Raw genomic sequence first — 24898 nt, 5'->3', positions numbered from 1 at the left:
GGCTACGCCTTTCCTGTCAGACATTGAGAAGCAGGTATTCGCGTTCCCAGGGACTGATCACCTGCATGAAGGTTTCGAATTCGCCGCGCTTCACGCCGCCGTAGATGGCAATGAATTCCGGGCTGAAGATCTCGGCGAGCGAGGGCTCCGATTCGAGCAGCGAGATGGCTTCAAGCAGGCCGCGCGGCAGGTCGATCGTGCCGCCGTTTGCCGTATCTTCTGCCGGTGCCGAAGGCTCTAGGCCCTGCACGATGCCGAGATAACCGCAACCGAGCGAGGCCGCGAGCGCCAAGTACGGATTGGCGTCGGAGCTTGGCAGACGGTTCTCCACCCGCCGGGCGGCGGAATCGGAAACGGGCACCCGGAATGCCGTCGTCCGGTTGTCGTAACCCCAGGCATTGTTGACCGGGGCGGACATATCTGGCGTCAGGCGACGATAGGAATTCACGTAAGGCGCCATCATCGACAGCGTCTTCGGCACATATTTCTGCATGCCGCCGATGAAGGAGAAGAACTCCTTCGAGGCTGTGCCGTCGGCATTGGAAAACAGGTTGCGTCCCGTGTTGATCTCGACGATCGACTGATGGATGTGCATGGCGGAGCCCGCCTGGCCCTGCATCGGCTTGGCCATGAAGGTGGCATAGATGCCATGCTTCAACGCGGCCTCGCGGATGGTGCGCTTGAACATGAACACCTGGTCGGCAAGCTCGATCGGATCGCCGTGGCGCAGGTTGATTTCGAGCTGCGCCGGTCCTTCTTCATGGATCAGCGTGTCGATCTCCAGCCCCTGCTTTTCGGAGAAATGGTAGATGTCGTCGATCAGTTCGTCGAATTCGTTGACGCCGGCGATCGAGTAGCCCTGACCGCCTTGAATAGCGCGGCCGGAGCGGCCTTTCGGCGGATGCAGCGGATAATCCGGGTCCTCGTTCTTGGCGACCAGATAGAATTCGATTTCCGGCGCGACCACCGGCTTCCACCCACGCTGACGATAGAGGTCGAGAACGTTCTTCAGAACGTTGCGGGGTGTGTAGGGAACGTTTTCGCCCTGGGAGCCGGCGATGTCGCAGATGACCTGCGCCGTCGGATCGCTTTCCCAGGGAACGACCGAAAGGGTCGAGAGATCAGGCACCAGCTTGATGTCGCTGTCGCGGCTGTCATAACGGAAATCGCCGGTTTCTTCCGGATATTCGCCTGAAATCGTGTGGCGGTAGATTGCCGATGGCAGCGCCAGCGAGGTGTTGGAGGTGAATTTCGAAGAGGGCATCATCTTGCCGCGCGGTACGCCGGCAATATCGGGTGTGATGCATTCGATGTCTTCGATACCGCGGATCTTCAGCCAGTCGGCGGCTTCCTTCCAGGTCTTCACTCCGCGTGGAGATTGAAGTGCGGCGGGTATTTTCGTGGTCTTGACGGTCCTTGTAGTCGGTTGGGCAGCGTTTCTTCTGACAGGCATAAATCACCGGTTTTGGGTTCGGATGGAGCATCATAGACAGAGTTTGGCAATTGGCTAGGGTGAAAACCGGGACTTTTGCGTGTCTCACAGGCTGTATTGCGGCTCAGCAGAGGATCGGCGATTGACTTTCGCAGGTCCGCCTTCGAAAGGAAGCTGAACAGGAACGGATGTCTTGGCTGAACAATTCGACGTGGTGATACTCGGGGCAGGGGCTGCCGGCATGATGGCGGCCATCGAGGCCGGTAAGCGCGGCCGGCGCGTCGTCGTGCTCGATCATGCGAAGGCGCCGGGCGAGAAAATCCGCATCTCCGGCGGCGGTCGCTGCAACTTCACCAACATCCATGCCGGTCCGAAGAACTTCCTGTCCGCCAACCCGCATTTCTGCAAGTCGGCGCTGGCGCGCTACACGCCGCAGGATTTCATCGCTCTGGTCGAACGCCACGGGATCGCTTGGCACGAAAAGACGCTCGGCCAGTTGTTCTGCGACGACAGCGCCAAGGACATCATCCGCATGCTGTTGGCGGAAATGAAGGAGGCGCGTGTTGTCCTCCGTCTCGGTGCAGAGATCCGGTCGGTCGAAAAGAGCCAGTCTGGATTTCGCTTGGTCACGGGGGATGGCGCGATCGATGCAGTTTCGGTGATCGTTGCGACCGGCGGCAAATCGATCCCCAAGATGGGGGCGACGGGGTTCGCCTACAGGATCGCCGAGCAATTCGGTCTGCCGATGATCGAGACCCGCCCCGCATTGGTCCCGCTGACACTGGACCCCACGCAGCTTGAAAGCCTCAATGGGCTCTCCGGCGTGGCGGTTGATGCACGGGTTCATTCCGGCAAGACGGTTTTCGAGGAGGCCTTGCTCATCACCCATCGAGGCCTGAGCGGCCCAGCCATCCTGCAGATATCTTCCTATTGGCGCGAAGGCGGACAGATCCGCATAGAACTTCTGCCGGGTGTCGATGTCGCAGCGTCGCTCAAGGCGGCACGTCGGGATAATGGCCGGCAGGCGCTGCAGACCGCGCTTTCCGACGTTCTGCCCAAACGGCTGGCGCAGTTTTTCGCGGAAGCGGCCGGATTGCACAATCGCACGCTCGCCGACCTCTCCGACAAGGTGATCGACACCTTCTGCCTCGGCCTCAAGACCTGGATGATCACGCCCGCCGGCTCGGAAGGATATCGCACGGCCGAAGTCACGCTGGGAGGGGTCGATACCAGGGCGCTCGATTCCCGCACCATGCAGGTGCGGGACGTTCCCGGCCTCTATTTCATCGGCGAATGCGTCGATGTCACTGGCTGGCTCGGCGGGTACAATTTCCAGTGGGCTTGGGCATCAGGCTTCTCCGCGGGGCAGGCCGCATAGACGCTGGCTGCGATCGTCTGATGTTCAAGTAATCTTAAGACATCTGGCCGAACCTGCTTCTCACGCTGGCACAACCAGCAGACGGGGTGGCAAAGACGCGCTTTTCGGAGAATGTTTCAGAAAAGTGACATTTTTTCCCTTTTGTGTGCTGTTGCAACATGAAGTGGGCTAGCGGTCCGGATCATCCGGGACTATTGTTGCTTTGGTCGAAAGGACATGATGCCATGAACCAGTCACGCAGCCGTTCCACAGCCCGCGCCATTGCCATCGCCAAAGCCGATGAGAGCCGCACGCGAAAGGCGCTCCTGATACGCGCATCCGTGATCGCGCTCTTTGCAATTGCAGCGCTCGCTGCACTTCCGAGCTTCCTTTCCTTCTGAATCGCTTCTTTCCCGTTTCCCTGTATAGCGAGCCCGCATAGGGGCTTGCTTGTGTTATTTGCTCGACCTGAAGAGCAGTCGGTCCGCGTGCAAGGCAGCGGTACCCGTGCGGTTTCAAAACTTTCTCCGCGACGCGCCTGAAACGATTTAGGTCGCATTTATTTAAATATTAATCGTTCCCGTTGAAGAATGCGTCCCAACGGAGTCTGCCGTGATCTGTCCAGGGGAAGTGGCGGGTCATGCAATGAATGCCTGGCAGGCTGGCGGCGATGCGCCGCATGGTTTTCGGTTAAAATCATCAGCTTGTTTGCGCGCCGGGGAAGCCTGAAAAGGTTTGGAGAGGCGGAGCGGGCTGCGAGCCAAGGTGCGTCCATGTTCATCGACAAGATTCTTGCCCGATTCAAAATCCAGACGAAGGTGCTGTTGTTCATCATGCCCTTCGTCGTCAGCATTTGTGCCGTCGGTATCACCGGGCTCTATGCTTCCGGATTGCTGCAGGGCCGGATGGAGATTTCGAATAGCGTCCTGCAGTCGCTCAGCGGCTTCAAGGATGTCTATGCGGGCATGAACAGCTTCCTGCAAAACACGTCGGAAGAAACCCGGCAGGCCGTTCTCACCAAGCTGGAAGCCCAGCAGGGCGTGCTGGCCGATACGCTGGCGCAGGTCAACGACGCGGAAGGCCGCCAGCAGCTGCAGGTGGCCGTCGATGGATCCACCAAGATCGGCGATCGGGTTGGACAGTTGTGGACCCTCTATGAACAGGAAGTCGCGCTGCGCAAATCCATTTCCAACAGCCTCGGCAGCCTGCTCGGCGAGCAGATGAAGGTTCTGGAAGAAGCAACGAAGATGGAGCGCGTCGTCCGTAAGGACGAAGAGGCCGCAAAGTCCATTCTGCGTGAAGCCGATCGCCTGACCTCGTCGAGCGACACGCTCGTCGCCTTCATGTCCGCCTTCGCCAAGGCCGCGACGCCGGAGGACAAGATCAAGCTGGTCACCGATTCCTATGGCGACCTGACCAAGGTCCAGCGCAAGATCACCTCGGCCTTGCCGGCAAACCAGAAGGCCGTCGCCGAGACGTTCAAGAAGACAGTCGCCGAGATCAAGGGTCTGATCGATACCGGCGGCGTCTCGGAAGAAAATGCCACCGCGATCGGCCGTCTCGTTGCCCGCTTCCGCCAGAACAGCATCCAGTTCCAGACCGCTGCGACGGTGAAGATGAAGGATGCGACCGCAACCTTCGGCAAGCTTGATGCGCCTCTGGTCAAGGCTGGCACCGTTTTGACCGATACCCGCAAGCTGGTGAATTCCGTCTATTCGATCCGTATCGCCGCCGCGAGCTTCCTGGAAAAGTCCGACGAGGACGGCCGCAAGCGCCTGACGCGTGAATTCTCGATCATGGGACAGGACGTGCAGAGCCTGGCGCAGACCGCTGGCGACCTGAAGTTCTTCTCTGATCTTGTCGGCTCGCTGAAGCCGGTCATCGAAAAAATGGATGCCGACAGCGTCACGCTGGTCGATATCAGCAAGAAGCGCGAAGCCGAATTTGCCGCCGCGGCCGCCGAGATCGACAATATCTGGGGTCAGCTCACCGCCTTCGCGGAAGGTCAGAAGACCACGGCTTCGGTCGAGCGCGACAAGGCCAACCAGGTTTCCGTCTTCGCCACTGTCTCCGGCATCCTGATCGCGCTTCTCGCCGGCGGTGCGCTGGTGCTGACTTTGAAAGGCCCGATCGGCCAGATTACCGCCGCCATGCGCCGTCTTGCCGACGGTGCGCTGGACACATCGATCGACGGCGGTGCCCGGCGCGACGAAATCGGCGACATGGCCCGTGCACTCGGCATCTTCAAGGAAAATGCCCTTTCCAAGGTTCGCATCGAAGCGGAAAGCGAAGAGCAGCGTACGCAGGCGGAAGCCGAGCGGATGCGCAACGATGCCGAAAAGCGGGCGATGGACAGCCAGATCGATTTCGCAGTGAACGCTCTGGCCGCCGGTCTTGGCCGCCTGGCCAGCGGCGACCTGTCCGAGCAGATCGATACGCCGTTCACCGGCCGTCTCGAACAGCTGCGCATGGACTTCAACGGCTCTCTGATCCGCCTGCAGGATACGCTGCTGCAGATCCGCAACAATGCGCTGTCGATCCAGCGCAGCGGCAACGACATGCATTCGTCCGCGGATTCGCTTTCCAAGCGCACCGAGGCACAGGCGGCGTCGCTTGAGGAAACGGCGGCCGCCGTCGACCAGATCACCGTCACGGTCCGCTCATCGGCCGAGCGGGCGCATGAAGCCAATGTCGCGGTTTCCCACACCAAGAAGAGCGCCGACAGTTCGGCGGTCGTTGTATCGAACGCGATTGCAGCGATGGGCCGGATCGAGGACGCATCCCGCCAGATCGAGCAGATCATCGAGGTCATCGACGAAATCGCCTTCCAGACCAACCTGCTGGCGCTCAACGCCGGTATCGAGGCGGCGCGTGCCGGTGATGCGGGCAAGGGCTTTGCGGTTGTCGCCCAGGAAGTTCGCGAACTGGCGCAACGTTCGGCAGGAGCGGCGCGGGAAATCAAGGATCTGATCAACAAGTCCACCAACGAAGTGAGCTCCGGTTCGCAGCTGGTGCAGGAAACGGGCGCCGTACTGGCCTCGATCAGCAACCAGATCGTCTCGGTCAGCAGCCATGTCGAAATGATCGCCACGGCAAGCCGCGACCAGGCGGCGGCGCTGAATGAGGTCAACGGCTCGGTCAACCAGATGGACCAGATGACCCAGCAGAATGCCATCATGGTCGATCAGGCCACCAATGCCAGCCGCGAACTCGCAAACCAGGCCGACACACTGATGATGCTGGTCGAACAGTTCCGCCTGGAACCGGTCAATGCCGGCAGCAGGCAGGTCGGCCGCGCCGCCTGAACAACCTGTACGTGAACACGATGCCCGGCCTCTCCGCCGGGCATTTTTTATTGAGAGAAAACTCCACCAAAAGCCCGGAAAACAAGGAAACCGGGCCGATATTCTCACAGATTTTTAAGCCTTCCAATTCACAGTCATGATGAATCTTTTGTTTACGAAGGCCGTTTCATGTTCCGTTTTCTCAAATCCTCCGTCGTGTCCCAGCTGGTCGCGATCACGCTGGGTCTGATCTGTCTCAGTACCGCGACGATTGTCGGCGTCATGCATTACAATCTGCGCAGTTATGTGATGAAGGACGCGACCATGGACGCCCGCGATGCGAGCCGGGCGATGGCCGTTCTTTACGGCATGAAGGTGCCGGATGCCGCCGTCGACGTCAAAGACGGAACACTGGCTGCCGTGACCGAAGAAAAGATGGCTGTGCTCGCCGATCACGATCTGGTTGACCGGACCGCCCAGACGATTGGTGGCGTGGCGACCATCTTTGACAAGCAGGGCAGCGACTATGTCCGCATCTCGACCAATGTGAAAAAGGAAAACGGCGAGCGCGCCGTTGGGACGAAGCTCGCACCCGAACATCCCGCTCAGGCGTTTCTTGCGCGTGGCGAAGCCTATTACGGTCCCGCCGTCCTGTTCGGCCGCGACTATATAACCGGCTATTTCCCGGTGAAGAATAGCGCCGGCGCAAATGTCGGCATGCTGTTCATCGGCATCCCGACGGAAGTCTATTTCAGCAAGATCAACTACCTGCAATATCTGATCCTGGCCATCGGCGGCGGCGTGATGATCGTCACCGGGCTTCTGGCTTACCTTGCGATCCGCGCATCGGTACGCCCGCTCGGCGTTCTCACCGGCTCCGTCGAGACCATCTCGGCGGGAAATCTCGACGTCACTGTTCCCTATCTCGACAAGAAAAACGAGTTCGGTGGTATCGCCCGGGCGCTGGCCGTCTTCCGTGAAAATGCGCTGGCCAAGCAGCAGATGGAAATCGACACCGAAAGCCGCCGGATTGAGACTGACGAGGAACGCGTGCGCCGGGATGGCGAGAAGCGGGAGATGGATCGCCAGATCGATTTCGCTGTCAACGCGCTTGCGGCAGGCCTCGGACGCCTGTCCCAAGGCGACCTGACGCAGACGATCGACACGCCGTTTGTTGGGCGCCTCGAACAATTGCGCAGCGATTTCAACGGGTCGCTGACGCGCCTGCAGGAAACGCTCTCCTATATCCGCGATAACGCCCAGTCGATCCAGCGCAATGGTAGCCGGATGCTGTCGTCCGCCGATGCTCTCTCCAAGCGTACCGAAGCGCAGGCGGCATCGCTCGAAGAAACGGCGGCGGCGGTCGAGGAGATCACCGTCACGGTCAAGTCGTCCTCCGGCCGGGCACAGGAAACCAACCGCGCCGTTGCCGAAACAAAGAAGAGCGCCGACAGTTCGGCAGCCGTCGTCTCGAATGCGATTGCCGCCATGGGTCGGATCGAGGATGCCTCACGCCAGATCGAGCAGATCATCGAGGTCATCGACGATATCGCCTTCCAGACCAACCTGCTGGCGCTGAATGCCGGTATCGAAGCTGCACGCGCCGGCGAGGCAGGCAAGGGATTTGCCGTCGTGGCGCAAGAGGTTCGCGAACTGGCCCAGCGCTCGGCGGAGGCTGCACGCGAAATCAAGACACTGATCGAAAAATCGACGAACGAGGTCAATACTGGCTCGGCGCTCGTGCAGGAAACGGGCTCGGTCCTCGCTTCGATCAGCAAGCAGATCGTCGCGATCAGCCAGCATGTCGAGATGATCGCCACAGCCAGCGCCGACCAGTCGGCGGCCTTGCAGGAGGTCAACGGCTCGGTCAACCAGATGGACCAGATGACCCAACAGAACGCATCGATGGTCGCAGATACCACCAATGCCAGCCGTCAGCTCGCCAACGAAGCGGACATGCTGATGTCGCTGGTGGAGCAGTTCCGGCTGGAGCAGGGCGCCGGCGGCCACAAGATCAGCCGCGCCGCCTGATCGGGGGCATATCACTGAAATTGCAAAGGCCCGGTATTGCCGGGCCTTTGTCGTTTCGGGCTCACTGTGCCCAGCGCATGCGCAGCCGCTTTGCGGCGGCGGCGACCTTGCTGGTCAACGTGTTGCGGTGTCGCAATTCCTCGAATTCATGCTCCTTGCGCTTGGTCTTCGCCAGCATGTCTATCATCAGGGCGACGCCAATCATTTCCGGCATATCTGTCTCCTTTGGCAATGGGAAACCGTTGCGGGAATCGATGTCCCACGCGCTGGTGTCCACTCATGTCCGTGATGCGAAACCCGGCTTGGCGGGTTGCGTTTGCAGGATCAAAATATGCTGCAGAAATTGTTTTATAAATGAAAGAAAATGCCTTATGTCTTTCATCCGTGAAAAACATAAGCTGGGATGCCTATCAGATTTTTCTTGCCGTCGCGCGCCATGGCGGCCTGACTGGAGCCAGTCAGGCAAGCGGCCTCAGCCCAGCGACGGTCGGGCGGCGTGTGCTCGATCTCGAGCAGAATGTCGGCCGTCAACTGTTCCTGCGCAGCCAGGCAGGTTACAGGCTGACCGCTGACGGGCAGGCCCTGTTCGAGCAGCTTCAGGCCATGGATGCGGTGGTGCGCAAGGTCGATGGCTGGCGTCAGGAGGCGCACGGAACCGCGGTGGTGCGGCTGATGGCCGGCACGTGGGGGACATGGCTGATCTGCGAGAACATCCAGGCGATCCGCAGCGACCGCGATGGCTTCCGGCTCGACATGTCCGTGTCCGAACGCCGGGCGACGCTCGCCCATCGTGAACATGATATCGGCATTCGCGCCGTGGTGCCCGACGAGCTTAACCTCACCCGCCGCCATGCCGGCGATGTCGCATACGCCGCCTATCGCCAGCGCAATGCGCCGGACGGGCTCGCTGCATCATGGATTTCCGTATCGGAGGAGGATGCTATCTCGCCCTATCTGCGCTGGCCGCACGAGAATGCCGGCGCTTCGATCGCCGTCATCGTCAGCCGGCCACGCTCGATGCTGGACCTGGCCCGCGCCGGGGTAGGGCAGGCGGTACTGCCCTGTTTCGTCGGCGATCTCGATCCCGGGCTGGAACGGGCAAGCGAGGAACTGAAGTCGCTGCGGCATACACAGTGGATCGTCACCAACAGCGAGGACCGCCACCGCCGTGAAATCCGCACAGTCTCCGACCGCCTGTTCCGGCTGTTGAAGAGCCATGCGGATCTCATCGCCGGCAAGCGGCCGAGCCGGACGGTTTGAGGCGCGAACTCCAGCATGACGGCGCGTTTGCAACGGCAAAGAGGCTTGAGGTGATCGCCGGCTGCACGGATCAGACGTTGGCCTGCTCGACCCGCAGCGGCGGGCCGACATTGAAAATGTGATGCGCGTTATGCAGCTTCTCGAACTCTTCCGAGGCTGCAGAGCCGGGGCCGAGGCCTGCGCGAAAGAACTGCTCCATGTCGAGCGCGGGGGTAAAGGCGATCAGCATGCGAGCCGGTGCGACCAGATTCAGGAAGGCGTGCGGCACCATGCGTGGGCCAAAGATCGAATCTCCCGGGCCAAGGCGAAGAAGCGTGTCGCCGACCTGAAACAGGAAGTCGCCTTCCAGCACCATGAACCATTCGTCCTGGCGTTCATGATAGTGGAGCGGCGGCCCGCCGATACTATCGCGAAAGGTGTCAAAGATGAGTAAGGCTCCGTTGCTGTCTCCAGCGGAAACCTTGCAATCGAAGCGGCCGTTGAGGAAGCGGAGTGGGTCGTTATATCGATCCTCGCCGAACGCGACTTTGCCGGGAATGCTCTGCATGTCCATCTTGCGCCTCCGCAGCGACTGGATTGCATTCACAATCCGGAGGGTAGAATGACGGCGGCAACAGGTCAATCCGACAGCCACGGGGACCGGACGGGCAGCAAGTAGGCAGGTTTTGCTGTTGGTATGGGTCCCGCATTGCTCCATCAAACAAGCAACCCGGATCGTTGTTTCGCGATCCGGGTTTGCCATGCGGTGTGGCTGTGCGTCGAAGACTATCGTTGTCCCTGCGCGACGATGACCGGGATCAGCAGATCGCCCCAGTTGCCTTCTCCGCCGTGGTGACGCGCGGAGCGAATGAGTTCGACGGAAACGCCGGCGTCCACTGCCTTCATGACGGCCTGATTGAGCCGGTGCAGGTCGTTGGCGACCATGCGGATCATCGCTTGCTGTTCCTGGGTCATGGTCGAGGACTGTTCCTCGGCACGTTCCTTGACCTGGGGCTTGAAGGCTGTCTGGACTGTCATGGCATTTCTCCTCTTTTCAATGGGGGTTGTTGAAGTCTGATTGCAATTCTCGGAGGGGATCGTACCCCTCACCAACTTCGGCCAAGGGTTCGACTGCGTCTCACCCGGCCTTCGTATCCTCTCCCACAAGGGGAGAGGAAAACCTGCCGCACCGTCCTGCCTCACATGAGGAGCGGTGATCGTGGCACCCCTGCCTCTCCCCTTGTGGGAGAGGATAGTAAGACCGCGTGAGACGCAGTCGAACGCTGGGCGCACTTGGTGAGGGGGTACACTTGCCCACTCACTCCGCCGCCGGGCGGAACTGTTCGTGTTCGGTCGATTCGTGCATGGCGGTTGTCGACGACTTGCCGCCGGTGATTGCCATCGATACGGCGTCGAAATAGCCGGTGCCGACTTCGCGCTGGTGCTTGGTGGCGGTGTAGCCGTTGATCTCGGCGGCGAATTCCGCCTCCTGCAGCTCCGAATAGGCGGCCATCTGCCGGTCCTTGTAGCCGCGGGCCAGTTCGAACATGCCGAAGTTCAGCTGATGGAAGCCGGCAAGCGTGATGAACTGGAACTTGTAGCCCATGGCGCCCAGTTCTCGCTGGAACTTGGCGATCGTCGCATCGTCGAGGTTCTTCTTCCAGTTGAAGGACGGCGAGCAGTTGTAGGCCAGCTTCTTGCCCGGATGGATTTTGTGAACGGCTTCCGCAAACTTGCGGGCCTGCTCGAGATCCGGCTTGCCGGTTTCCATCCAGATCAGGTCGCAATGCTCGGCATAGGCAATGGCGCGGGCGATGCAGGGCTCGATGCCGTTCTTGACATGGTAGAACCCTTCCGTCGTGCGGCCGGCATCGTAGTCGACGAAGGGTTGGTCGCGCTCGTCGATATCCGAGGTCAGGAGCTTGGCGGCCTCGGCATCGGTGCGGGCGATGACCAGCGTCGGCGTCCCCATGACGTCGGCGGCAAGACGCGCGGCATCGAGATTGCGGATATGGGCGGCCGTCGGGATCAGGACCTTGCCGCCGAGATGGCCGCACTTCTTTTCCGATGCCAACTGATCCTCGTAGTGGACGCCGGCGGCACCCGCCTCGATGAACGCCTTCATGATCTCGAAGGCGTTGAGCGGTCCACCGAAACCGGCTTCCGCGTCTGCGACGATCGGTGCGAACCAGGTATCGACCGACAGGCCCTTGCCCTCGGAGCTCTCGATCTGGTCAGCGCGCTGCAGTGTGCGGTTGATGCGACGGGCAAGCTCGGGCGCGGCATTGGCCGGATAAAGCGACTGGTCCGGATACATGGAAGAAGCGGTGTTGCTGTCGGCGGCAACCTGCCAGCCCGACAGATAGATCGCCTTCAGCCCGGCGCGAACCTGCTGCATGGCCTGGTTGCCCGTCATGGCGCCGAGCGCGTTGACGAAATCTTCTTCGTGGATCAACTGCCACAGGCGGTTGGCGCCGCGTTCGGCGAGCGTATGGCTGATCTGGACCGAGCCGCGCAGCCGCTTGACATCATCAGCCGTGTACGGCCGTTCGATGCCGTCGAAGCGGCCCTGCGGTGCATTCGGAACGAGATTGTAAAAATCAGTCATAGTCGATCCTCCTGAAGTATTGGCCTGCTTGAGACTTTCGTCTTAGTCCTGACCGTTTGTCGAAATCTAATGTGACTTGTTTTACAGTGCAGTGCATATAACGGCCAGAAGAAAACGCAAAATGCTCATAACAAAGGGGTTAGGATGTCTTGTGTTTTACAAATCGCTTTTGTAATTTTGTAAATTATGTAAATTCCGGGTTTAGTAAGTCCTGTGTAAAGGATGTGACAAATGGCTGAAAACAAGATCTTCGCCGGAGCGCGTGTACGACGAATCCGCAATGGCCTGTCGCTGACGCAGACGGCCATGGCCGAGGCGCTTGGCATATCGCCGTCCTATCTGAACCTGATCGAGCGCAATCAGCGGCCATTGACGGTCCAATTGCTTCTGAAGCTTGCCTCCGTCTACAAGGTCGATCTGGACGAATTGCAGGGAGAAGCGACCGGCAGCGTTGCCCAGTTGCGTGAAATGTTCGCGGATCCGCTGTTGTCCGGAGAGTTGCCAGGCGATCAGGAACTGATCGAGGTCGCCGAAGCCGCGCCGAATGCCGCCACCGGTATCCTGAAGCTCTACCGCGCCTACAGGGAACAATCGTCGCGGCTGAAGGATTTGAGCACGATGCTTGCCGGTCAAGGGCATATGGCGGCCCTGGCGGAGGCGAGATTGCCGATGGACGAGGTGCGCGAAACCTTCGAAAGCCGGCCCTGTTATTTTGCCGCTATCGACGAGGCGGCGGAAGCCTTTCATGCCCAGCTTTCACCCGGCGACGATCTCGCCGGCGCGCTGAAAGGCTGGCTGCGGAAGGAGCATGGGCTGAGCGTCCGTGCTCTCCCGGTTCATGTCATGCCGGACCTGCGCCGCCGCTTCGATCGCCATTCGATGCGGCTGTTTCTGTCGGAGCGGCTGTCGGCGCAGGATCAGTTGCGCGAAATCGCCATGGAGGCGGCGCAGATTGCCTTCACCGAAGCGATCGCTGCGGATCTGGCGCAACTGGGACTGTCGACCGGCGAGGCGCGCCGCATCGGCCGTTTCGAACTCGCCCGTTATGCCGCGCACGCGATCATGATGCCTTATGGTGCGTTTCTCTCGGCGGCGCAGCGGGCGAAATACGATGTCGAGGTACTTGGCGCCCGGTTCCAGGTCTCGTTCGAGCAGGCGGCCAGCCGGCTGGTGACGCTCCAGCGTCCGGGCGCTTCCGGTGTCCCGTTCTTCCTGATGGAAATCGACCATGCGGGGCATCGCCTGCGCCGCTCCGGTGCGCAAGGCTTTCCGCAGGCACGGTTCGGTGGCGGCTGTCCGAAGCTCAATATCCACGCCGCCTTCTCGCAGGCCGGGCAGGTTCTGGTCGAGCGCGCGGATATTTTCGGGGGCGGCGAGTATCTGACTATTGCGCGCACCGTCGAGGGGCCGCGTGCCGGCTTTCAGGAACGGGTGCGGCGGACGGCGCTGCTCTTGGGATGCGAGGTCGCCCATGCGACGGAGACGGTTTACGGCGAGGCGCCTGTTGCCACCGTTGCTGCCGGAACGGCCTGTCGTCTGTGCGAGCGACAGGGCTGCCTGTCCCGGGCGGAGGCGCCGGTCACCCGCCCGCTTGGGCTCGACGAGATGGTGACGGGGCTCAGTGCCTTTGATTTTCAGTAGCTGACCGGATGATGCGCCGGCAGCAGCGGTGCGTTCGGAGCAAAGCATTCCGAGGCGAGGCCGGTCGTATAGCCGTGGGTCACGTGCGCCCGGGCGGCATAATTCTGGTTGCGCATCAGGATGGCGTGCAGTTCGGGCAGGTTATAATAGGGCACGCCGGGATAGAGGTGATGCTCCAGGTGGTAATTGATGTTGTGGGGCGCGAAGAACAGCTTTTCCCAAGCGTATGGATAAACCGTGCGCGAACTGCCGAGTTCGTCGGAATAGTCCATGCTGCCGAAATGTTCGGCGACGCTGCGGACATAAAGAAAAAGGCAGAAGAAGGTAAAGAACGGCACCAGCCAGTAGAGCGTGAAATCCGTCCACAGGCCGAAGATGGAGAAGATGACTGCGGCCGAAACGTAGAACCCGAGGCGCAGCAGCTTGTAGGTGCGGGTCGAGCGGTCGTGTTTGGCGATGCGCTTGGCCATGTGCAGGATGTCGCGCACCGAGTTCACCGCCACGAGATAGCCGAGCAGCTGGACGATACCACGCCAGAGTTTTTGCGGGAAGGTAAACTGCGCCATGCCGAGCTTGGCGGCCCAGTCGGGATCGTCTTCCGTATTGGTGTGCTGGTGATGGGCGAGGTGGTTCATCCGGTAACCATCGACCGTCGCCAGGATCGGCCAGGCGAGCAGCAGGTCGCTCATCCAGTCGCTTACCTTGCGATTCCTGATGATGCGGTAATGGGCAGCCTCGTGCATCAGGCAGCCGAAGGCATGCATCCGGCCGGCGATGACGAGGATCGCGGCGAGATAGGCCAGCGGATGCTGCATGTATTTGCTGAATGCGATTGCCCCGGCAATCATTGCCCAATCGAATGCGATGGCGAAAAGAGTCTTGTGGGGCCGCAGAACGGATAGCCGTTTCAATTCCCGTGGGTCGATCCTTGGCGACTTGGCACTCATGACGCACTCTCCGCAACGCAAAACGCAGGGCGAAAATCGCATTCCAAACAGGGTTAATCAATCGTAAACGCCGTTCTGCGCCGCCGATCTGGGGTTATGGTTAACCCGGCGGCGGCCGGCTGGCGCGGCGCTCGCGTGCCGCTGAAAAGATTCATGTTTTTGCGGAAAGCCTAAAATTTACGCGGATAGCGTGATGCCTTCAAAGAGTGCGTAAAAGCGCTTGTGGTTGTCGAAAAACATGCCTAACTTCCAAACCCATACGGGTCTGGCTGATGGGTGCGTGGCGATGGCGCGCCCGGGCTTACCCGATAAAAAAGGGGAATTTCATGTCGCGAAAGATTGTCACCGCCTTTGCCGCAATGGTCCTGAGCGGGTCCGCAACGATTGCCGTGGCGCAGGAGCGCGTCGTCAACGTCTACAACTGGTCCGATTATATCGATGCCAGCATCCTTGAGGATTTCACCAAGGAAACCGGCATCAAGGTCGTCTACGATGTCTTCGATTCCAACGAAATCCTTGAAACCAAGCTGCTTGCCGGCGGCACAGGCTACGATGTCGTGGTGCCGACCGCGACATTTCTGCAGCGCCAGATCGCGGCGGGCGTTTTCCAGAAGCTCGACAAGTCGAAGCTGCCGAACCTTTCCAACATGTGGGACGAAATCACCACGCGCGTGGCGACCTACGATCCGGGCAACGAATATGCCATCGACTATATGTGGGGCACGACCGGCATCGGCTATAACGTCGAGAAGGCGAAGCAGATCCTCGGGACGGACGAAAAGCCGACCTGGGATGTGCTGTTCAAGCCGGAAGTGGCCGCCAAGTTCAAGGATTGCGGCATCTATCTGCTGGATTCGCCGACGGACGTCGTGCCGAGTGTTCTTCTTTATCTGGGGCTGAACCCCGACAGCCATGCGCCGGACGACCTGGCGAAGGCCGAGGAACTGCTCCTGTCCATCCGGCCCTATATCCGCAAGTTCCATTCCTCGGAATATATCAATGCGCTGGCCAATGGCGACATCTGCCTGGCGCTGGGCTATTCCGGCGACATCTTCCAGGCGCGTGATCGCGCTGCCGAAGCCAAGGCCGGCGTGACGGTCGATTATTCCATCCCGCCGACGGGCGCGCAGATGTGGTTCGACGTCATGGCCATTCCGGCCGATGCGCCGCATCTGGCGGAAGCCCATGAATTCCTGAACTACCTGATGAAGCCGGAAGTTATCGCCAAGGCCAGCGACGTGGTGTTCTACGCCAACGGCAACAAGGCATCCCAGCAGTTCATCAGCAAGGACGTCATCGACGACACGGCCATCTATCCGCCGGAAGACGTGATGAAGAAGCTCTTCACGACAACGCCGTTCGAGGCAAAAGCGCAGCGTGTGCTGACGCGCATGTGGACCAAGGTCGTTACCGGCCAGTGAGTTTCAAGGAATTGCCCGGACCTCAAAAATCCGGGCAATTTTCTTTTAAGGGCAGGGCGGGACAGAAGACCGCCCGGGCATGTCATTCGGGGATAGATGATGAAGTCACTTGGTAGTATCCGGCGTTCCTTTGCCCCCTGGGCGGACCCGACCTCCGTACCGTTCATCGCGGTCAAGAACGTCACCAAGAAATTCGGTGATTTCGTCGCGGTCGACGATCTCTCGCTCAACATCTACCCGCGCGAGTTTTTCGCGCTGCTCGGGGCGTCCGGATGCGGCAAGTCCACGCTTTTGCGCATGCTCGCCGGCTTTGAACAGCCGACATCGGGCGAGATCATTCTCGACGGCCAGAACCTTGCCGGCATTCCGCCCTACAAGCGCCCGGTCAACATGATGTTCCAGTCCTATGCGCTTTTTCCGCACATGACGGTCGAGAACAACATTGCCTTCGGTCTGAAGCAGGACGGAATGCCGAAGGCGGATATTGCCGAGCGGGTCGACCAGATGCTGAAACTGGTCAAGCTCGACAAGTTTTCCAAGCGCAAGCCGCACCAGTTGTCCGGTGGCCAGCGCCAGCGCGTGGCGCTCGCCCGCTCGCTTGCCAAGCGGCCGAAGGTGCTGCTGCTCGACGAGCCGCTCGGCGCGCTCGACAAGAAACTGCGCGAGGAGACACAGTTCGAGCTGATGGACCTGCAGCAGGAACTCGGCCTTACCTTCGTCATCGTCACCCATGACCAGGAAGAGGCGATGACTATGGCCGACCGTATCGCCGTCATGGCGCATGGCAAGGTCGTCCAGGTCGCTACGCCGCCGGAAATCTACGAAGCTCCGAACTCGCGCTTCGTTGCTGATTTCATCGGCGACGTGAACATTTTCGACGGCACGGTCTCGGCGGTCGGCGAGGGTACGGTGGAGATAGCGACCCAGACCGGCTTTACGGTGCGTGTCGCCTCCTCCGAGCCGCCGGCGAAGGGCGCCAAGGCCTCGCTCGCCATCCGGCCGGAAAAGATCCGTGTCAGCCGTGACCAGCCTGCCTGCGCGCCACTCAATGCCGCGCAGGGCGAAATCTGGGATATCGGCTATCTCGGCGACATGACGGTTTTCCACGTCAAGCTGAAGGACGGCAAGGTCATCAAGGCTTCGTCGCTCAATGCGGTGCGCGCCGTCGAGGATCCGCTGGGCTACGACCAGGAGGTCTGGATTTCCTTCGATGAAAACGCCGGCGTCGTGCTGAAGGATTGATGCCATGTCAAAATTCGGATCGGCAATCTTCAACCGGCTGGTGATCATCATCCCCTACGCCTGGCTGCTGTTCTTCTTCCTCATTCCCTTCTTCATCGTCATCCGCATCTCGCTGTCGGAGACGGCGACCGCAATGCCGCCCTATCTGCCGGTCTTCGATCTGGCGTCCGGGGTCAGCGGGTTCATCGACAACGTCAAACAGTTTTCGTTCGACAACTATGTCTGGCTGACGGAAGACGCGCTCTATGCCAAGGCCTATGGCTCCAGCCTCTGGATCGCCGCGATCTCGACATTCCTGACGCTTCTGATCGCCTATCCGATGGCCTACGGCATGGCGCAGGCGCCGAACACGATCCGTCCGACCTTGATGATGCTGGTCATCCTGCCGTTCTGGACGAGCTTCCTGATCCGCGTCTATGCCTGGATCGCCATCCTCAAACCGGAAGGCCTGCTCAATCAGTTCCTGATCCAGATCGGAATCATCGACAGTCCACTGATCATCCTCGGCACCCACACGGCAATCTATATCGGGATCGTTTATTCCTACCTGCCGTTCATGGTCCTGCCGATCTACTCATCGCTGGAGAAGATGGATCACAGCCTGACGGAAGCAGCGCAGGATCTCGGCTGCACGCCGATCCGCGCCTTCTGGCGGGTAACATTCCCGCTATCGCTGCCGGGCGTCATTGCCGGCTGCATGCTGGTCTTCATTCCGGCGGTCGGCGAGTTCGTCATTCCGGATCTGCTTGGCGGATCGGAAACCCTGATGATCGGCAAGACGCTGTGGAACGAGTTCAACGCCAATCGTGACTGGCCGGTCTCGGCGGCGGTGGCGACAATCCTGCTGCTCATCCTGGTCGTGCCGATCATGTTCTTCCAGCATGCGCAAGCCAAAGCGGACGGGAGATAATCATGCAGCGCTGGTCCCGTTTCAACATCGCTTCAATCGTTTTCGGCTTTGCCTTTCTCTACCTGCCGATCGTGCTTCTGGTGGTCTTCTCGTTCAACGAATCCAAGCTCGTCACCGTCTGGGCGGGTTTCTCGACCAAATGGTACGTGCAGCTTTTCCACAATCAGGCACTGCTTGATGCTGCCTGGGTGACGATCCGCGTCGGTCTGGTCTCGGCCACTATCGCGACGGTGCTCGGCACGCTGGCGGCGCTCGCCATGACGCGCTACACCCGTTTTCGCGGACGCATGCTGTTTTCCGGCATGATATATGCGCCGCTCGTCATGCCTGAAGTCATTACCGGTCTGTCGATGCTGCTGCTGTTCGTTGCCATCGGCTTCGATCGCGGTTTCTGGACGCTGATGCTGGCGCACATCACTTTCACCATGTGCTTTGTCGCCGTGGTGGTGCAGTCGCGCCTCCTCTCCTTCGACCGGTCAATCGAAGAGGCAGCGATGGATCTCGGCGCAACACCGGTCGCGACCTTCCTGCAGGTAACTTTGCCGGTCATCGCGCCGGCCGTGTTCTCCGGCTGGGTTCTCGCCTTCACGCTGTCACTGGACGACCTGGTGATTTCGAGCTTCACCTCCGGCCCCGGCGCCACCACCCTGCCGATGCGCATCTATAGTCAGGTGCGGTTGGGGGTCACACCGGAGATCAACGCGGTCTGCACCATCCTGATCGGCATCGTCGCCATGGGCGTGCTGATTGCCTCGGTCGTGTCGCGGCGCCGTGAAATCCAGCGGGTGAAGGACGAGCAGGCGGCTTTCGCCCACTAAGAGATATGTGGGCGGGAGCGTCAGTCGCGTTCCCGTTCCCTCTCGCGCGGCGGCAAGAAGACATAGGTCAGAAGCCAGATCGGCAGGACGATCATCGAACCAAGCAGGATGTTCGGCAGCGCCCAATTTGAGAAGCGCACCAAATAGCCCCAGAGGATATCCGGCGTCAGCCCAGCTTGCTGCAGGATCTGCTCCGACGAAATGTTGAAAACCGAGAGGCCCGCGCCCGTCAGCAGCGATGCGAGGGCAATCTTGAGCAGGGCAGCAAGAAAACGCAACACGGACACATCTCCAGTGGGCTGATTCGCCACCATATTTTAGATGGGCCTGTGATAAAGTCGACGTGACGTCTCATGGCTCGGCGGGGATGGCCGAAAGCGGCGAAATCACCGGGTTCGGCCAGGAGCCGCCGATGAAGAAGCGCACCGGCTTCAACGTCGTATCCTCCGGCCGGATGGCGCCGGCAAGCGCCAATCCGCCGCTGCGATAGGGGATGACGCCGGCAAAGGACAGTGTCTTCCCATCGCCGCGAATGTCGGCCCTCACGAGCTCAGCCTCGCCGCGTTTCAGCGTTGCGACGATATCGGCTGTCGTGAAGGCGAAGGAGCCGTCGCCGGCGCGGCTGGCGGGGAAGAAATCACCGTCACTGGCCAGGCGTTCGAACTCTGGAGCATCGAAATTGGTCAAAACACCATCCCTGGCGGTGTAACGGACCTCTCCCGAAACTCCGCTCAAGGTCATGGACGACAGCGGTTGTGTTGTGGCGAGATCGACGCTGAAGACACCGCGTCCGAGTGGCAGCGGTCCTCCAAGCCCGAAGGTCGCGGCAACCGATCCGAGGTCCGCGTCCTGCAAGGAGGCCTGCAATTGGCCTCCGTCGGCGCCGTCTCCAGCCAGGGCGAGACGCCCGCTGAGGGAGCCTCCGGAATATCGGGCGTCGCCGATGTCAATGGAGATGCGGCCGTTTTCCGCCATGATACCCGCGGCGACGTCCGTCAGCATAACCGGATCGTAACTGACCTCCTGCGCCGAAAGCCGCAGATCGAGGCCGAGTTGTCTCAAAAATCCGATATCTGGTAATTCGGCGGCGCTGACGGTTCCGGTCTGCGGCGGCAGGAAGGAGGCAGCGAGGGATTTGATGTCCATCCTCTCGAAGGCCAGCGTCCCGTCGATACGCGGGCCGTGGCGATGGAACCAGGCAATATCGAGCACGCCCGTCGCGCTGTCCCCATCGAGAGACAGGGCTAGATTATCCATCTTCATCGTCCCGCCCGCCATCGTCATGCTGGTGTCGACGGCGATCGCTTCATCCACATCGCCCGGTAGCGCGTGGCCGTCACGCCAGGCGAGAAGCGTGGAAACCGAACGAGCCGAAAGCTGGAACTGGCCGGATATGAACGGATCGTCCGAGCCGTTGGCGGTGCCATCGAAGGCGAAGCTCAGTGGGGTCGAGGTGAACGATGTCTGGATCGTGCTGTTGCGGCCCGATAGCAGCATCAGCGGTTCGTCGCAATTGACGGACCATTCGACTTTTTGCCCATTCATCACGGCCGAGAGGCTGGCGCTCATGCGTGAGGTCGGCGTCTGCCACTGGACCGAACCTGATATGCTGTTGACGCGATAGGCACTGTCGGTGACCCGATCAATGATATCCAGCGTTCCATTGTCGATGGTGATGTCGCCGATCGGGATGTTGCGGACCGTCGAGGGTGATGCCGACGATGCATTGGCGACGGCATCGGCCATCCATCCGGCCCGGCGCCAGTTGAAACTGCCATCCGTCCGCCGCTCGACTGTAAAAGTCGGCTTGACGAGGTGAAAGTCGTAGAAGACCGGTGTGCCGCGCAGAGCTGCAAGGATGTCGAAGCCAGCGGCGATGGCATCGGCCGTAGCCAGTTTCTGTGGCGCGTCGGTTTCGCCGCCTTCGAACACGACATCGCGCAAGGTCAGCATCGGATGCGGCCAGACGCTGAGTTCCGGATCGCCGGCGATACGTGCCCGGGCTCCCGTCCATGAAGACAGCGCCCGCTCCATGTTGTCCTTGACGCTCGCGGTCGAGACGAACAGGGGAAGGGCGATCTTGAACAGGACGGTGGCGACAAAAAGACCGGCAACAAGAATGGCGAACGTGCGCGATGCGAGAAGCATGCGCAGTCGGGTTTTCCATCTGGCTGTGTCTGAGAATGGCGTCATGGCCGATCGGCATGCTTTCAATCGTTTTGAAGCAAACTGGATAGGCTTTCACCTTCCAGAAATCAAACGGTGGCGGCAGGGAAATGTCGCAACTGCCATAGCCATCCCCTGTGCAGCCTGTTTATCTTGCGTCGCAGCATGATATAGAGACTGGCGTGGGAAGCGGAGGAACGCATGCAATCAGATCGGCCCCTTTGGACACCGTCACCCGAATTTATCGCGCAAACGCCGATGAAGCAGTTCATCGACTGGTGCGAGCAGCGCTTCTCCACCACCTTTGCCGATTATGATGCCTTCCATGACTGGTCGGTCAACAACCGCGCCGATTTCTGGGGCGCGGTCTGGGAACATTGTGGCGTGGTCGGTGAGCGCGGCGAGCGCGCGCTGGTCAATGGTGACCAGATGCTGGATGCCCGGTTCTTTCCCGATGCGACGCTGAATTTCGCCGAAAACCTGCTGCGCCACAGCGGCAGCGATGATGCGCTTGTGTTCCGTGGCGAAGACAAGGCGCAGTCGCGCATGTCATGGGACGAATTGCGTGCGCTCGTCTCGCGCCTGCAGCAGGCCTTCAAGGCGGCCGGCATCGGCAAGGGCGACCGCGTCGCGGCGATGATGCCGAACATGCCGGAGACGATCGCGCTGATGCTTGCGGCAACGTCGATCGGTGCCATCTGGTCCTCCTGTTCCCCCGATTTCGGCGAGCAGGGCGTGCTCGATCGTTTCGGCCAGATCGAGCCCAAGCTGTTCATTGCCTGCGATGGCTACTGGTATGCCGGAAAGCTGCAGGACGTCTCGGCGAAGGTGCGGGCGGTGACTGCGAAGCTCGGCGTGCCGTCGCTGATCATTCCCTATGCTGGTGATGCCGAGGCGCTGGCTGCATCCGTCGAAAACGGCAAGACGCTGTCGGCCTTTATCGCGTCCTTTTCCGAAAAGCCGCTTGAATTCGTCCGGCTGCCCTTCGCGCATCCGCTCTATATTCTCTTTTCATCCGGCACGACGGGCGTTCCCAAATGCATCGTCCATTCCGCCGGCGGTACGCTGTTGCAGCACCTGAAGGAACACAGGTTCCATTGCGGCCTGCGGGACGGCGAAAAGCTCTTCTATTTCACTACCTGTGGGTGGATGATGTGGAACTGGCTGGTATCGGGCCTCGCAATCGGTGCGACGCTCTGCCTGTTCGACGGCTCGCCCTTTCATCCGGATGGCAATGTGCTGTTCGATTACGCGGCCGACGAGCAGTTCGCTGTTTTCGGCACTTCGGCCAAATATATCGATGCCGTGCGCAAGGGCGGTTTCACGCCGGTCACGACGCATGACCTGTCGGCGCTGCGGCTGATGACCTCCACCGGCTCGCCGCTGTCGCCCGAGGGGTTTTCCTTCGTTTACGAAGGCATCAAGCCGGACGTCCAACTCGCCTCCATTTCCGGCGGCACGGATATCGTCTCCTGCTTCGTGCTCGGCAATCCGCTGAAGCCCGTCTGGCGCGGCGAAATCCAGGGGCCGGGGCTCGGGCTCGCCATGGATGTCTGGGACGACGACGGCCATCCTGTGCGTCGTGAGAAGGGCGAACTCGTCTGCACCAAGGCTTTCCCGTCCATGCCGGTGATGTTCTGGAACGATCCCGAGGGCGCGAAGTACAAGGCGGCCTATTTCGAGCGCTTCGACAATGTCTGGTGCCATGGCGATTTTGCCGAATGGACAGAACACGACGGTATCATCATCCACGGCCGTTCGGACGCGACGCTCAATCCGGGCGGGGTGCGTATCGGCACCGCGGAGATCTACAATCAGGTCGAGCAGATGGAAGAGATCGCCGAGGCGATCTGCATCGGCCAGGATTGGGAGGACGATGTCCGCGTCATCCTGTTCGTGCGGCTGGCCGCCGGTCAGGCACTGACGGATGATCTGTCGAAGGCGATCAAGACCAAGATCCGCACCGGCGCCTCGCCGCGCCATGTGCCGGCGAAGATCGTCGCGGTCACCGACATTCCCCGAACGAAATCAGGCAAGATCGTCGAGCTTGCGGTGCGCGAGGTCGTTCACGGCCGCCCGGTCAAGAACAAGGAAGCACTCGCCAATCCGGAAGCGCTCGACCTCTATGCCGACCTTGCAGAACTGAAAAGCTGACAGCGGGCTGTTAAGGATTTCGGGCCTGACGAATTAACCAAAGGTTTCTTCATTGCTGCAGATGCGTAAAATTTGCGGGGTCCGTGGAAAGGTTTTGTTTACGAATGGCAGCGCATGGTGATCTCAACTTGAGGCCACCCGATGTGAGGGTTGGCTTTCGGCAGGGATGCCGAAATGGACATGATGTCATTACTTCTCGAGCACCTGTTTTAGCATTCAACTATCGAGGCAGCTTTTTAGCTGCCTCTTTTTTTGCCTGCTGTTTCCGGTGCTTGGCGGCTCCCGTCAGTTCGCCAAAACCCGCTGCGACGGGAAGGAGATTTCCACCAGCGTGCCTTCGTTCGGCGCCGAATTGATCGAGAAATGCGCCCGGTTGGCTTCCGCCATCGCTTTCGTCAGCGGCAGCCCGAGGCCGGTGCCGTCGCCGCGCTTGCGGGCGCCGGTGGTGACCTGGCGGAAGGGCTTCATCGCCTGCTCAAGCTCGGTGCGGGTCATGCCGACGCCGGTGTCGCGGATGCGCAAGATGACGCTGCCGTTTGCCTCATAGGCCGTCGAGACGACGATCTGCCCGCCCGAAGGGGTGAAGCGGATGGCGTTCGAGAGGATATTGAGCGCGATCTGCTTGATCGAACGATTGTCGGCGACAACGTTCGGGACCGAGCCGGACAGCGACGTGCGGATGATCACCCGCTGGCTGTTGGCCTGCGGCTGTACAAGGGAGACGGCTTCAGAGACAGCGTCGTTGATCTCGACCGAGGTGAATTCGAGGTCCATCTCGCCGGCTTCGATTTTCGAAATATCCAGGAGGTCATTGACGATATCGAGCACATGACGGCCGGAGCGGCCGATATCGCCGGCATATTCGACATAACGCGCATTGCCGATCGGGCCGAAATGCTCGCTCGCCATCATGTCTGAAAAGCCGATGATGGCGTTGAGCGGGGTGCGGATCTCGTGGCTGACGCGGGCGAGGAAGTCAGTCTTGTGGGCGTTCGCCGTCTCCGCGGCGCGCTTGGCGTTGCGCAATTCCTCTTCCGTCCGCTTCCACTGGGTGATGTCGCGGATGACGGCGCAGAAGCCATTGGAGGAGGAGAGGCGGCCCATGGTCATGAACAGCGGAATGAAGCCGCCGGACGCCTCGCGGCCGATCACCTCGCGCCCGTCATTGAGCACGCTGGCAACACCATGGCCGGACAGGCCGGCGAGATAATCCAGCACCGCCTTCTGGCTTTCATGGGCAAACAAAGTCGCGAACGGCTTGCCGCGGATTTCGCCATCATCGTAATTGAACAGGGCGCTTGCCGAGCGGTTCAGTGAGCGGACTTCACCTTCAGAGCCAACCACGACCACGCCATCGGTCGCTGTCTCCAGGATGGAACGCAGTTCCTCCGTTTCCATCCGCAGTGCTTCCACGGCGGCGTCGGTCTCGCTGACCGGCTCGATCTCCGCCGGTTCGCTCCGATCGGCGACAGCAGCAGCGACAGGCGGCGTGTGCACGGCCGACAGCGCCATCATCAGGGCGCTCTTGTCTTCCCAGCGGATCGATTGCAGCCGGGCGGTGACGGGAACGAGATGACCGTCGTTGCGGATCACCATCATCGTGCCATCGGGCAGATCGACCAGGCCGTCTTCGTCGCCGGCAAACAGC

At 60.5% G+C, this 24898-nt stretch carries 19 protein-coding genes and 1 pseudogene; 11 read left to right on the top strand and 9 right to left on the bottom strand.

The features are described from left to right. Positions 1–16 precede the first annotated feature (16 nt). Positions 17–1453 (bottom strand): glutamine synthetase family protein, encoded by a 1437-nt coding sequence (locus ASG68_RS02380; protein ID WP_062583430.1) that lies wholly within the window; start codon positions 1451–1453, stop codon positions 17–19. A 172-nt stretch (positions 1454–1625) separates the two neighbouring features. Here ASG68_RS02380 and ASG68_RS02375 point away from each other — a divergent pair, with 172 nt between their 5' ends. The 4 genes from ASG68_RS02375 to ASG68_RS02365 all read left to right on the top strand — a co-directional run bounded on the left by ASG68_RS02375 (position 1626) and on the right by ASG68_RS02365 (position 8104). Then, positions 1626–2810 carry an NAD(P)/FAD-dependent oxidoreductase gene (locus ASG68_RS02375; protein WP_062583431.1) on the top strand — a complete coding sequence of 395 codons (1185 nt, stop codon included), beginning with the start codon at positions 1626–1628 and terminating at the stop codon, positions 2808–2810. Positions 2811–3034: 224 nt separating this feature from the next. Beyond that, complete coding sequence (locus tag ASG68_RS31805) at positions 3035–3190, top strand: hypothetical protein (protein ID WP_164491898.1); 156 nt, start codon at positions 3035–3037, stop codon at positions 3188–3190. 372 nt (positions 3191–3562) lie between these two features. After that, complete coding sequence (locus ASG68_RS02370; RefSeq protein WP_062583432.1) at positions 3563–6094, top strand: methyl-accepting chemotaxis protein; 2532 nt, start codon at positions 3563–3565, stop codon at positions 6092–6094. Positions 6095–6262: 168 nt separating this feature from the next. Next, positions 6263–8104, top strand: a complete 1842-nt coding sequence (locus ASG68_RS02365; RefSeq protein ID WP_062583433.1) for a methyl-accepting chemotaxis protein — start codon at positions 6263–6265, stop codon at positions 8102–8104. 61 nt (positions 8105–8165) lie between these two features. On the opposite strand, the gene ASG68_RS31070 is transcribed toward ASG68_RS02365, so the two are convergent. Then, positions 8166–8318, bottom strand: coding sequence for a hypothetical protein (locus ASG68_RS31070; RefSeq protein WP_156373774.1), 153 nt, complete (start codon positions 8316–8318; stop codon positions 8166–8168). Positions 8319–8488: 170 nt separating this feature from the next. Between ASG68_RS31070 and ASG68_RS02360 the strand changes: the two genes are divergently transcribed. Next, positions 8489–9364: a LysR family transcriptional regulator gene (locus ASG68_RS02360; RefSeq protein ID WP_062583701.1), complete on the top strand. Its 876-nt coding sequence runs from the start codon at positions 8489–8491 to the stop codon at positions 9362–9364. Between the two features lie 70 nt (positions 9365–9434). Here ASG68_RS02360 and ASG68_RS02355 read toward each other — a convergent pair whose 3' ends face one another. The 3 genes from ASG68_RS02355 to aceA all read right to left on the bottom strand — a co-directional run bounded on the left by ASG68_RS02355 (position 9435) and on the right by aceA (position 11951). Further along, positions 9435–10106 carry a cupin domain-containing protein gene (locus ASG68_RS02355; protein WP_082478237.1) on the bottom strand — a complete coding sequence of 224 codons (672 nt, stop codon included), beginning with the start codon at positions 10104–10106 and terminating at the stop codon, positions 9435–9437. 23 nt (positions 10107–10129) lie between these two features. After that, positions 10130–10381 carry a hypothetical protein gene (locus ASG68_RS02350; RefSeq protein WP_062583435.1) on the bottom strand — a complete coding sequence of 84 codons (252 nt, stop codon included), beginning with the start codon at positions 10379–10381 and terminating at the stop codon, positions 10130–10132. 280 nt (positions 10382–10661) lie between these two features. Next, positions 10662–11951: an isocitrate lyase gene (gene aceA, locus ASG68_RS02345; RefSeq protein WP_062583436.1), complete on the bottom strand. Its 1290-nt coding sequence runs from the start codon at positions 11949–11951 to the stop codon at positions 10662–10664. 231 nt (positions 11952–12182) lie between these two features. Here aceA and ASG68_RS02340 point away from each other — a divergent pair, with 231 nt between their 5' ends. Beyond that, positions 12183–13592 carry a helix-turn-helix domain-containing protein gene (locus ASG68_RS02340; protein WP_062583437.1) on the top strand — a complete coding sequence of 470 codons (1410 nt, stop codon included), beginning with the start codon at positions 12183–12185 and terminating at the stop codon, positions 13590–13592. On the opposite strand, the gene ASG68_RS02335 is transcribed toward ASG68_RS02340, so the two are convergent. Next, on the bottom strand, positions 13586–14539 hold the full coding sequence (locus ASG68_RS02335) for a fatty acid desaturase family protein (RefSeq protein ID WP_062583438.1): 954 nt from the start codon (positions 14537–14539) through the stop codon (positions 13586–13588). The two genes, ASG68_RS02340 and ASG68_RS02335, sit on opposite strands and share 7 nt — an antisense overlap. 326 nt (positions 14540–14865) lie before the next feature. Between ASG68_RS02335 and ASG68_RS02330 the strand changes: the two genes are divergently transcribed. The 4 genes from ASG68_RS02330 to ASG68_RS02315 all read left to right on the top strand — a co-directional run bounded on the left by ASG68_RS02330 (position 14866) and on the right by ASG68_RS02315 (position 18930). After that, complete coding sequence (locus ASG68_RS02330) at positions 14866–15960, top strand: polyamine ABC transporter substrate-binding protein (RefSeq protein ID WP_062583439.1); 1095 nt, start codon at positions 14866–14868, stop codon at positions 15958–15960. A gap of 99 nt (positions 15961–16059) precedes the next feature. Further along, a complete protein-coding gene (locus tag ASG68_RS02325; RefSeq protein ID WP_062583440.1) occupies positions 16060–17202 on the top strand; it encodes an ABC transporter ATP-binding protein in 1143 nt (380 codons plus the stop codon). Between the two features lie 4 nt (positions 17203–17206). After that, positions 17207–18112: an ABC transporter permease subunit gene (locus tag ASG68_RS02320; protein WP_062583441.1), complete on the top strand. Its 906-nt coding sequence runs from the start codon at positions 17207–17209 to the stop codon at positions 18110–18112. After that, positions 18112–18930, top strand: coding sequence for an ABC transporter permease (locus ASG68_RS02315; protein ID WP_200943263.1), 819 nt, complete (start codon positions 18112–18114; stop codon positions 18928–18930). Before ASG68_RS02320 ends, ASG68_RS02315 begins: the two co-directional genes overlap by 1 nt. 20 nt (positions 18931–18950) lie before the next feature. Here ASG68_RS02315 and ASG68_RS02310 read toward each other — a convergent pair whose 3' ends face one another. Both ASG68_RS02310 and ASG68_RS02305 read right to left on the bottom strand, forming a co-directional pair. Then, the gene (locus tag ASG68_RS02310; protein WP_062583443.1) at positions 18951–19211 is read right to left on the bottom strand and encodes a DUF6460 domain-containing protein; all 261 of its coding nucleotides are present in this window, start codon (positions 19209–19211) and stop codon (positions 18951–18953) included. Between the two features lie 70 nt (positions 19212–19281). Then, positions 19282–21078 carry an AsmA family protein gene (locus ASG68_RS02305; RefSeq protein WP_062583444.1) on the bottom strand — a complete coding sequence of 599 codons (1797 nt, stop codon included), beginning with the start codon at positions 21076–21078 and terminating at the stop codon, positions 19282–19284. 219 nt (positions 21079–21297) lie between these two features. Here ASG68_RS02305 and ASG68_RS02300 point away from each other — a divergent pair, with 219 nt between their 5' ends. Next, positions 21298–23250: an acetoacetate--CoA ligase gene (locus ASG68_RS02300; RefSeq protein ID WP_062583445.1), complete on the top strand. Its 1953-nt coding sequence runs from the start codon at positions 21298–21300 to the stop codon at positions 23248–23250. A 285-nt stretch (positions 23251–23535) separates the two neighbouring features. On the opposite strand, the pseudogene ASG68_RS32930 reads toward ASG68_RS02300, so the two are convergent. Next, a pseudogene (locus tag ASG68_RS32930) lies at positions 23536–24648 on the bottom strand (ATP-binding protein); the annotation flags it as partial. Positions 24649–24898: the final 250 nt, after the last annotated feature.

The organism is Rhizobium sp. Leaf453 (genome assembly GCF_001425605.1).
In the GTDB taxonomy this organism is placed as follows: domain Bacteria; phylum Pseudomonadota; class Alphaproteobacteria; order Rhizobiales; family Rhizobiaceae; genus Pararhizobium.
This window is presented reverse-complemented; position numbering and strand designations above follow the sequence as displayed.

What these genes read in the sequence shown, in the direction of transcription:
- ASG68_RS02320 (WP_062583441.1), top strand. Translation starts at nt 17,207, where the DNA reads ATGTCAAAATTCGGATCGGCAATCTTCAACCGGCTGGTGATCATCATC.
- ASG68_RS02365 (WP_062583433.1), top strand. Translation starts at nt 6,263, where the DNA reads ATGTTCCGTTTTCTCAAATCCTCCGTCGTGTCCCAGCTGGTCGCGATC.
- ASG68_RS02335 (WP_062583438.1), bottom strand. Translation starts at nt 14,539, where the DNA reads ATGAGTGCCAAGTCGCCAAGGATCGACCCACGGGAATTGAAACGGCTA.
- ASG68_RS02300 (WP_062583445.1), top strand. Translation starts at nt 21,298, where the DNA reads ATGCAATCAGATCGGCCCCTTTGGACACCGTCACCCGAATTTATCGCG.
- ASG68_RS02325 (WP_062583440.1), top strand. Translation starts at nt 16,060, where the DNA reads ATGAAGTCACTTGGTAGTATCCGGCGTTCCTTTGCCCCCTGGGCGGAC.
- ASG68_RS02355 (WP_082478237.1), bottom strand. Translation starts at nt 10,106, where the DNA reads ATGGCAAACCCGGATCGCGAAACAACGATCCGGGTTGCTTGTTTGATG.
- aceA (WP_062583436.1), bottom strand. Translation starts at nt 11,951, where the DNA reads ATGACTGATTTTTACAATCTCGTTCCGAATGCACCGCAGGGCCGCTTC.
- ASG68_RS02350 (WP_062583435.1), bottom strand. Translation starts at nt 10,381, where the DNA reads ATGACAGTCCAGACAGCCTTCAAGCCCCAGGTCAAGGAACGTGCCGAG.
- ASG68_RS02305 (WP_062583444.1), bottom strand. Translation starts at nt 21,078, where the DNA reads ATGCTTCTCGCATCGCGCACGTTCGCCATTCTTGTTGCCGGTCTTTTT.
- ASG68_RS02370 (WP_062583432.1), top strand. Translation starts at nt 3,563, where the DNA reads ATGTTCATCGACAAGATTCTTGCCCGATTCAAAATCCAGACGAAGGTG.
- ASG68_RS31805 (WP_164491898.1), top strand. Translation starts at nt 3,035, where the DNA reads ATGAACCAGTCACGCAGCCGTTCCACAGCCCGCGCCATTGCCATCGCC.
- ASG68_RS31070 (WP_156373774.1), bottom strand. Translation starts at nt 8,318, where the DNA reads ATGCCGGAAATGATTGGCGTCGCCCTGATGATAGACATGCTGGCGAAG.
- ASG68_RS02330 (WP_062583439.1), top strand. Translation starts at nt 14,866, where the DNA reads ATGTCGCGAAAGATTGTCACCGCCTTTGCCGCAATGGTCCTGAGCGGG.
- ASG68_RS02380 (WP_062583430.1), bottom strand. Translation starts at nt 1,453, where the DNA reads ATGCCTGTCAGAAGAAACGCTGCCCAACCGACTACAAGGACCGTCAAG.
- ASG68_RS02340 (WP_062583437.1), top strand. Translation starts at nt 12,183, where the DNA reads ATGGCTGAAAACAAGATCTTCGCCGGAGCGCGTGTACGACGAATCCGC.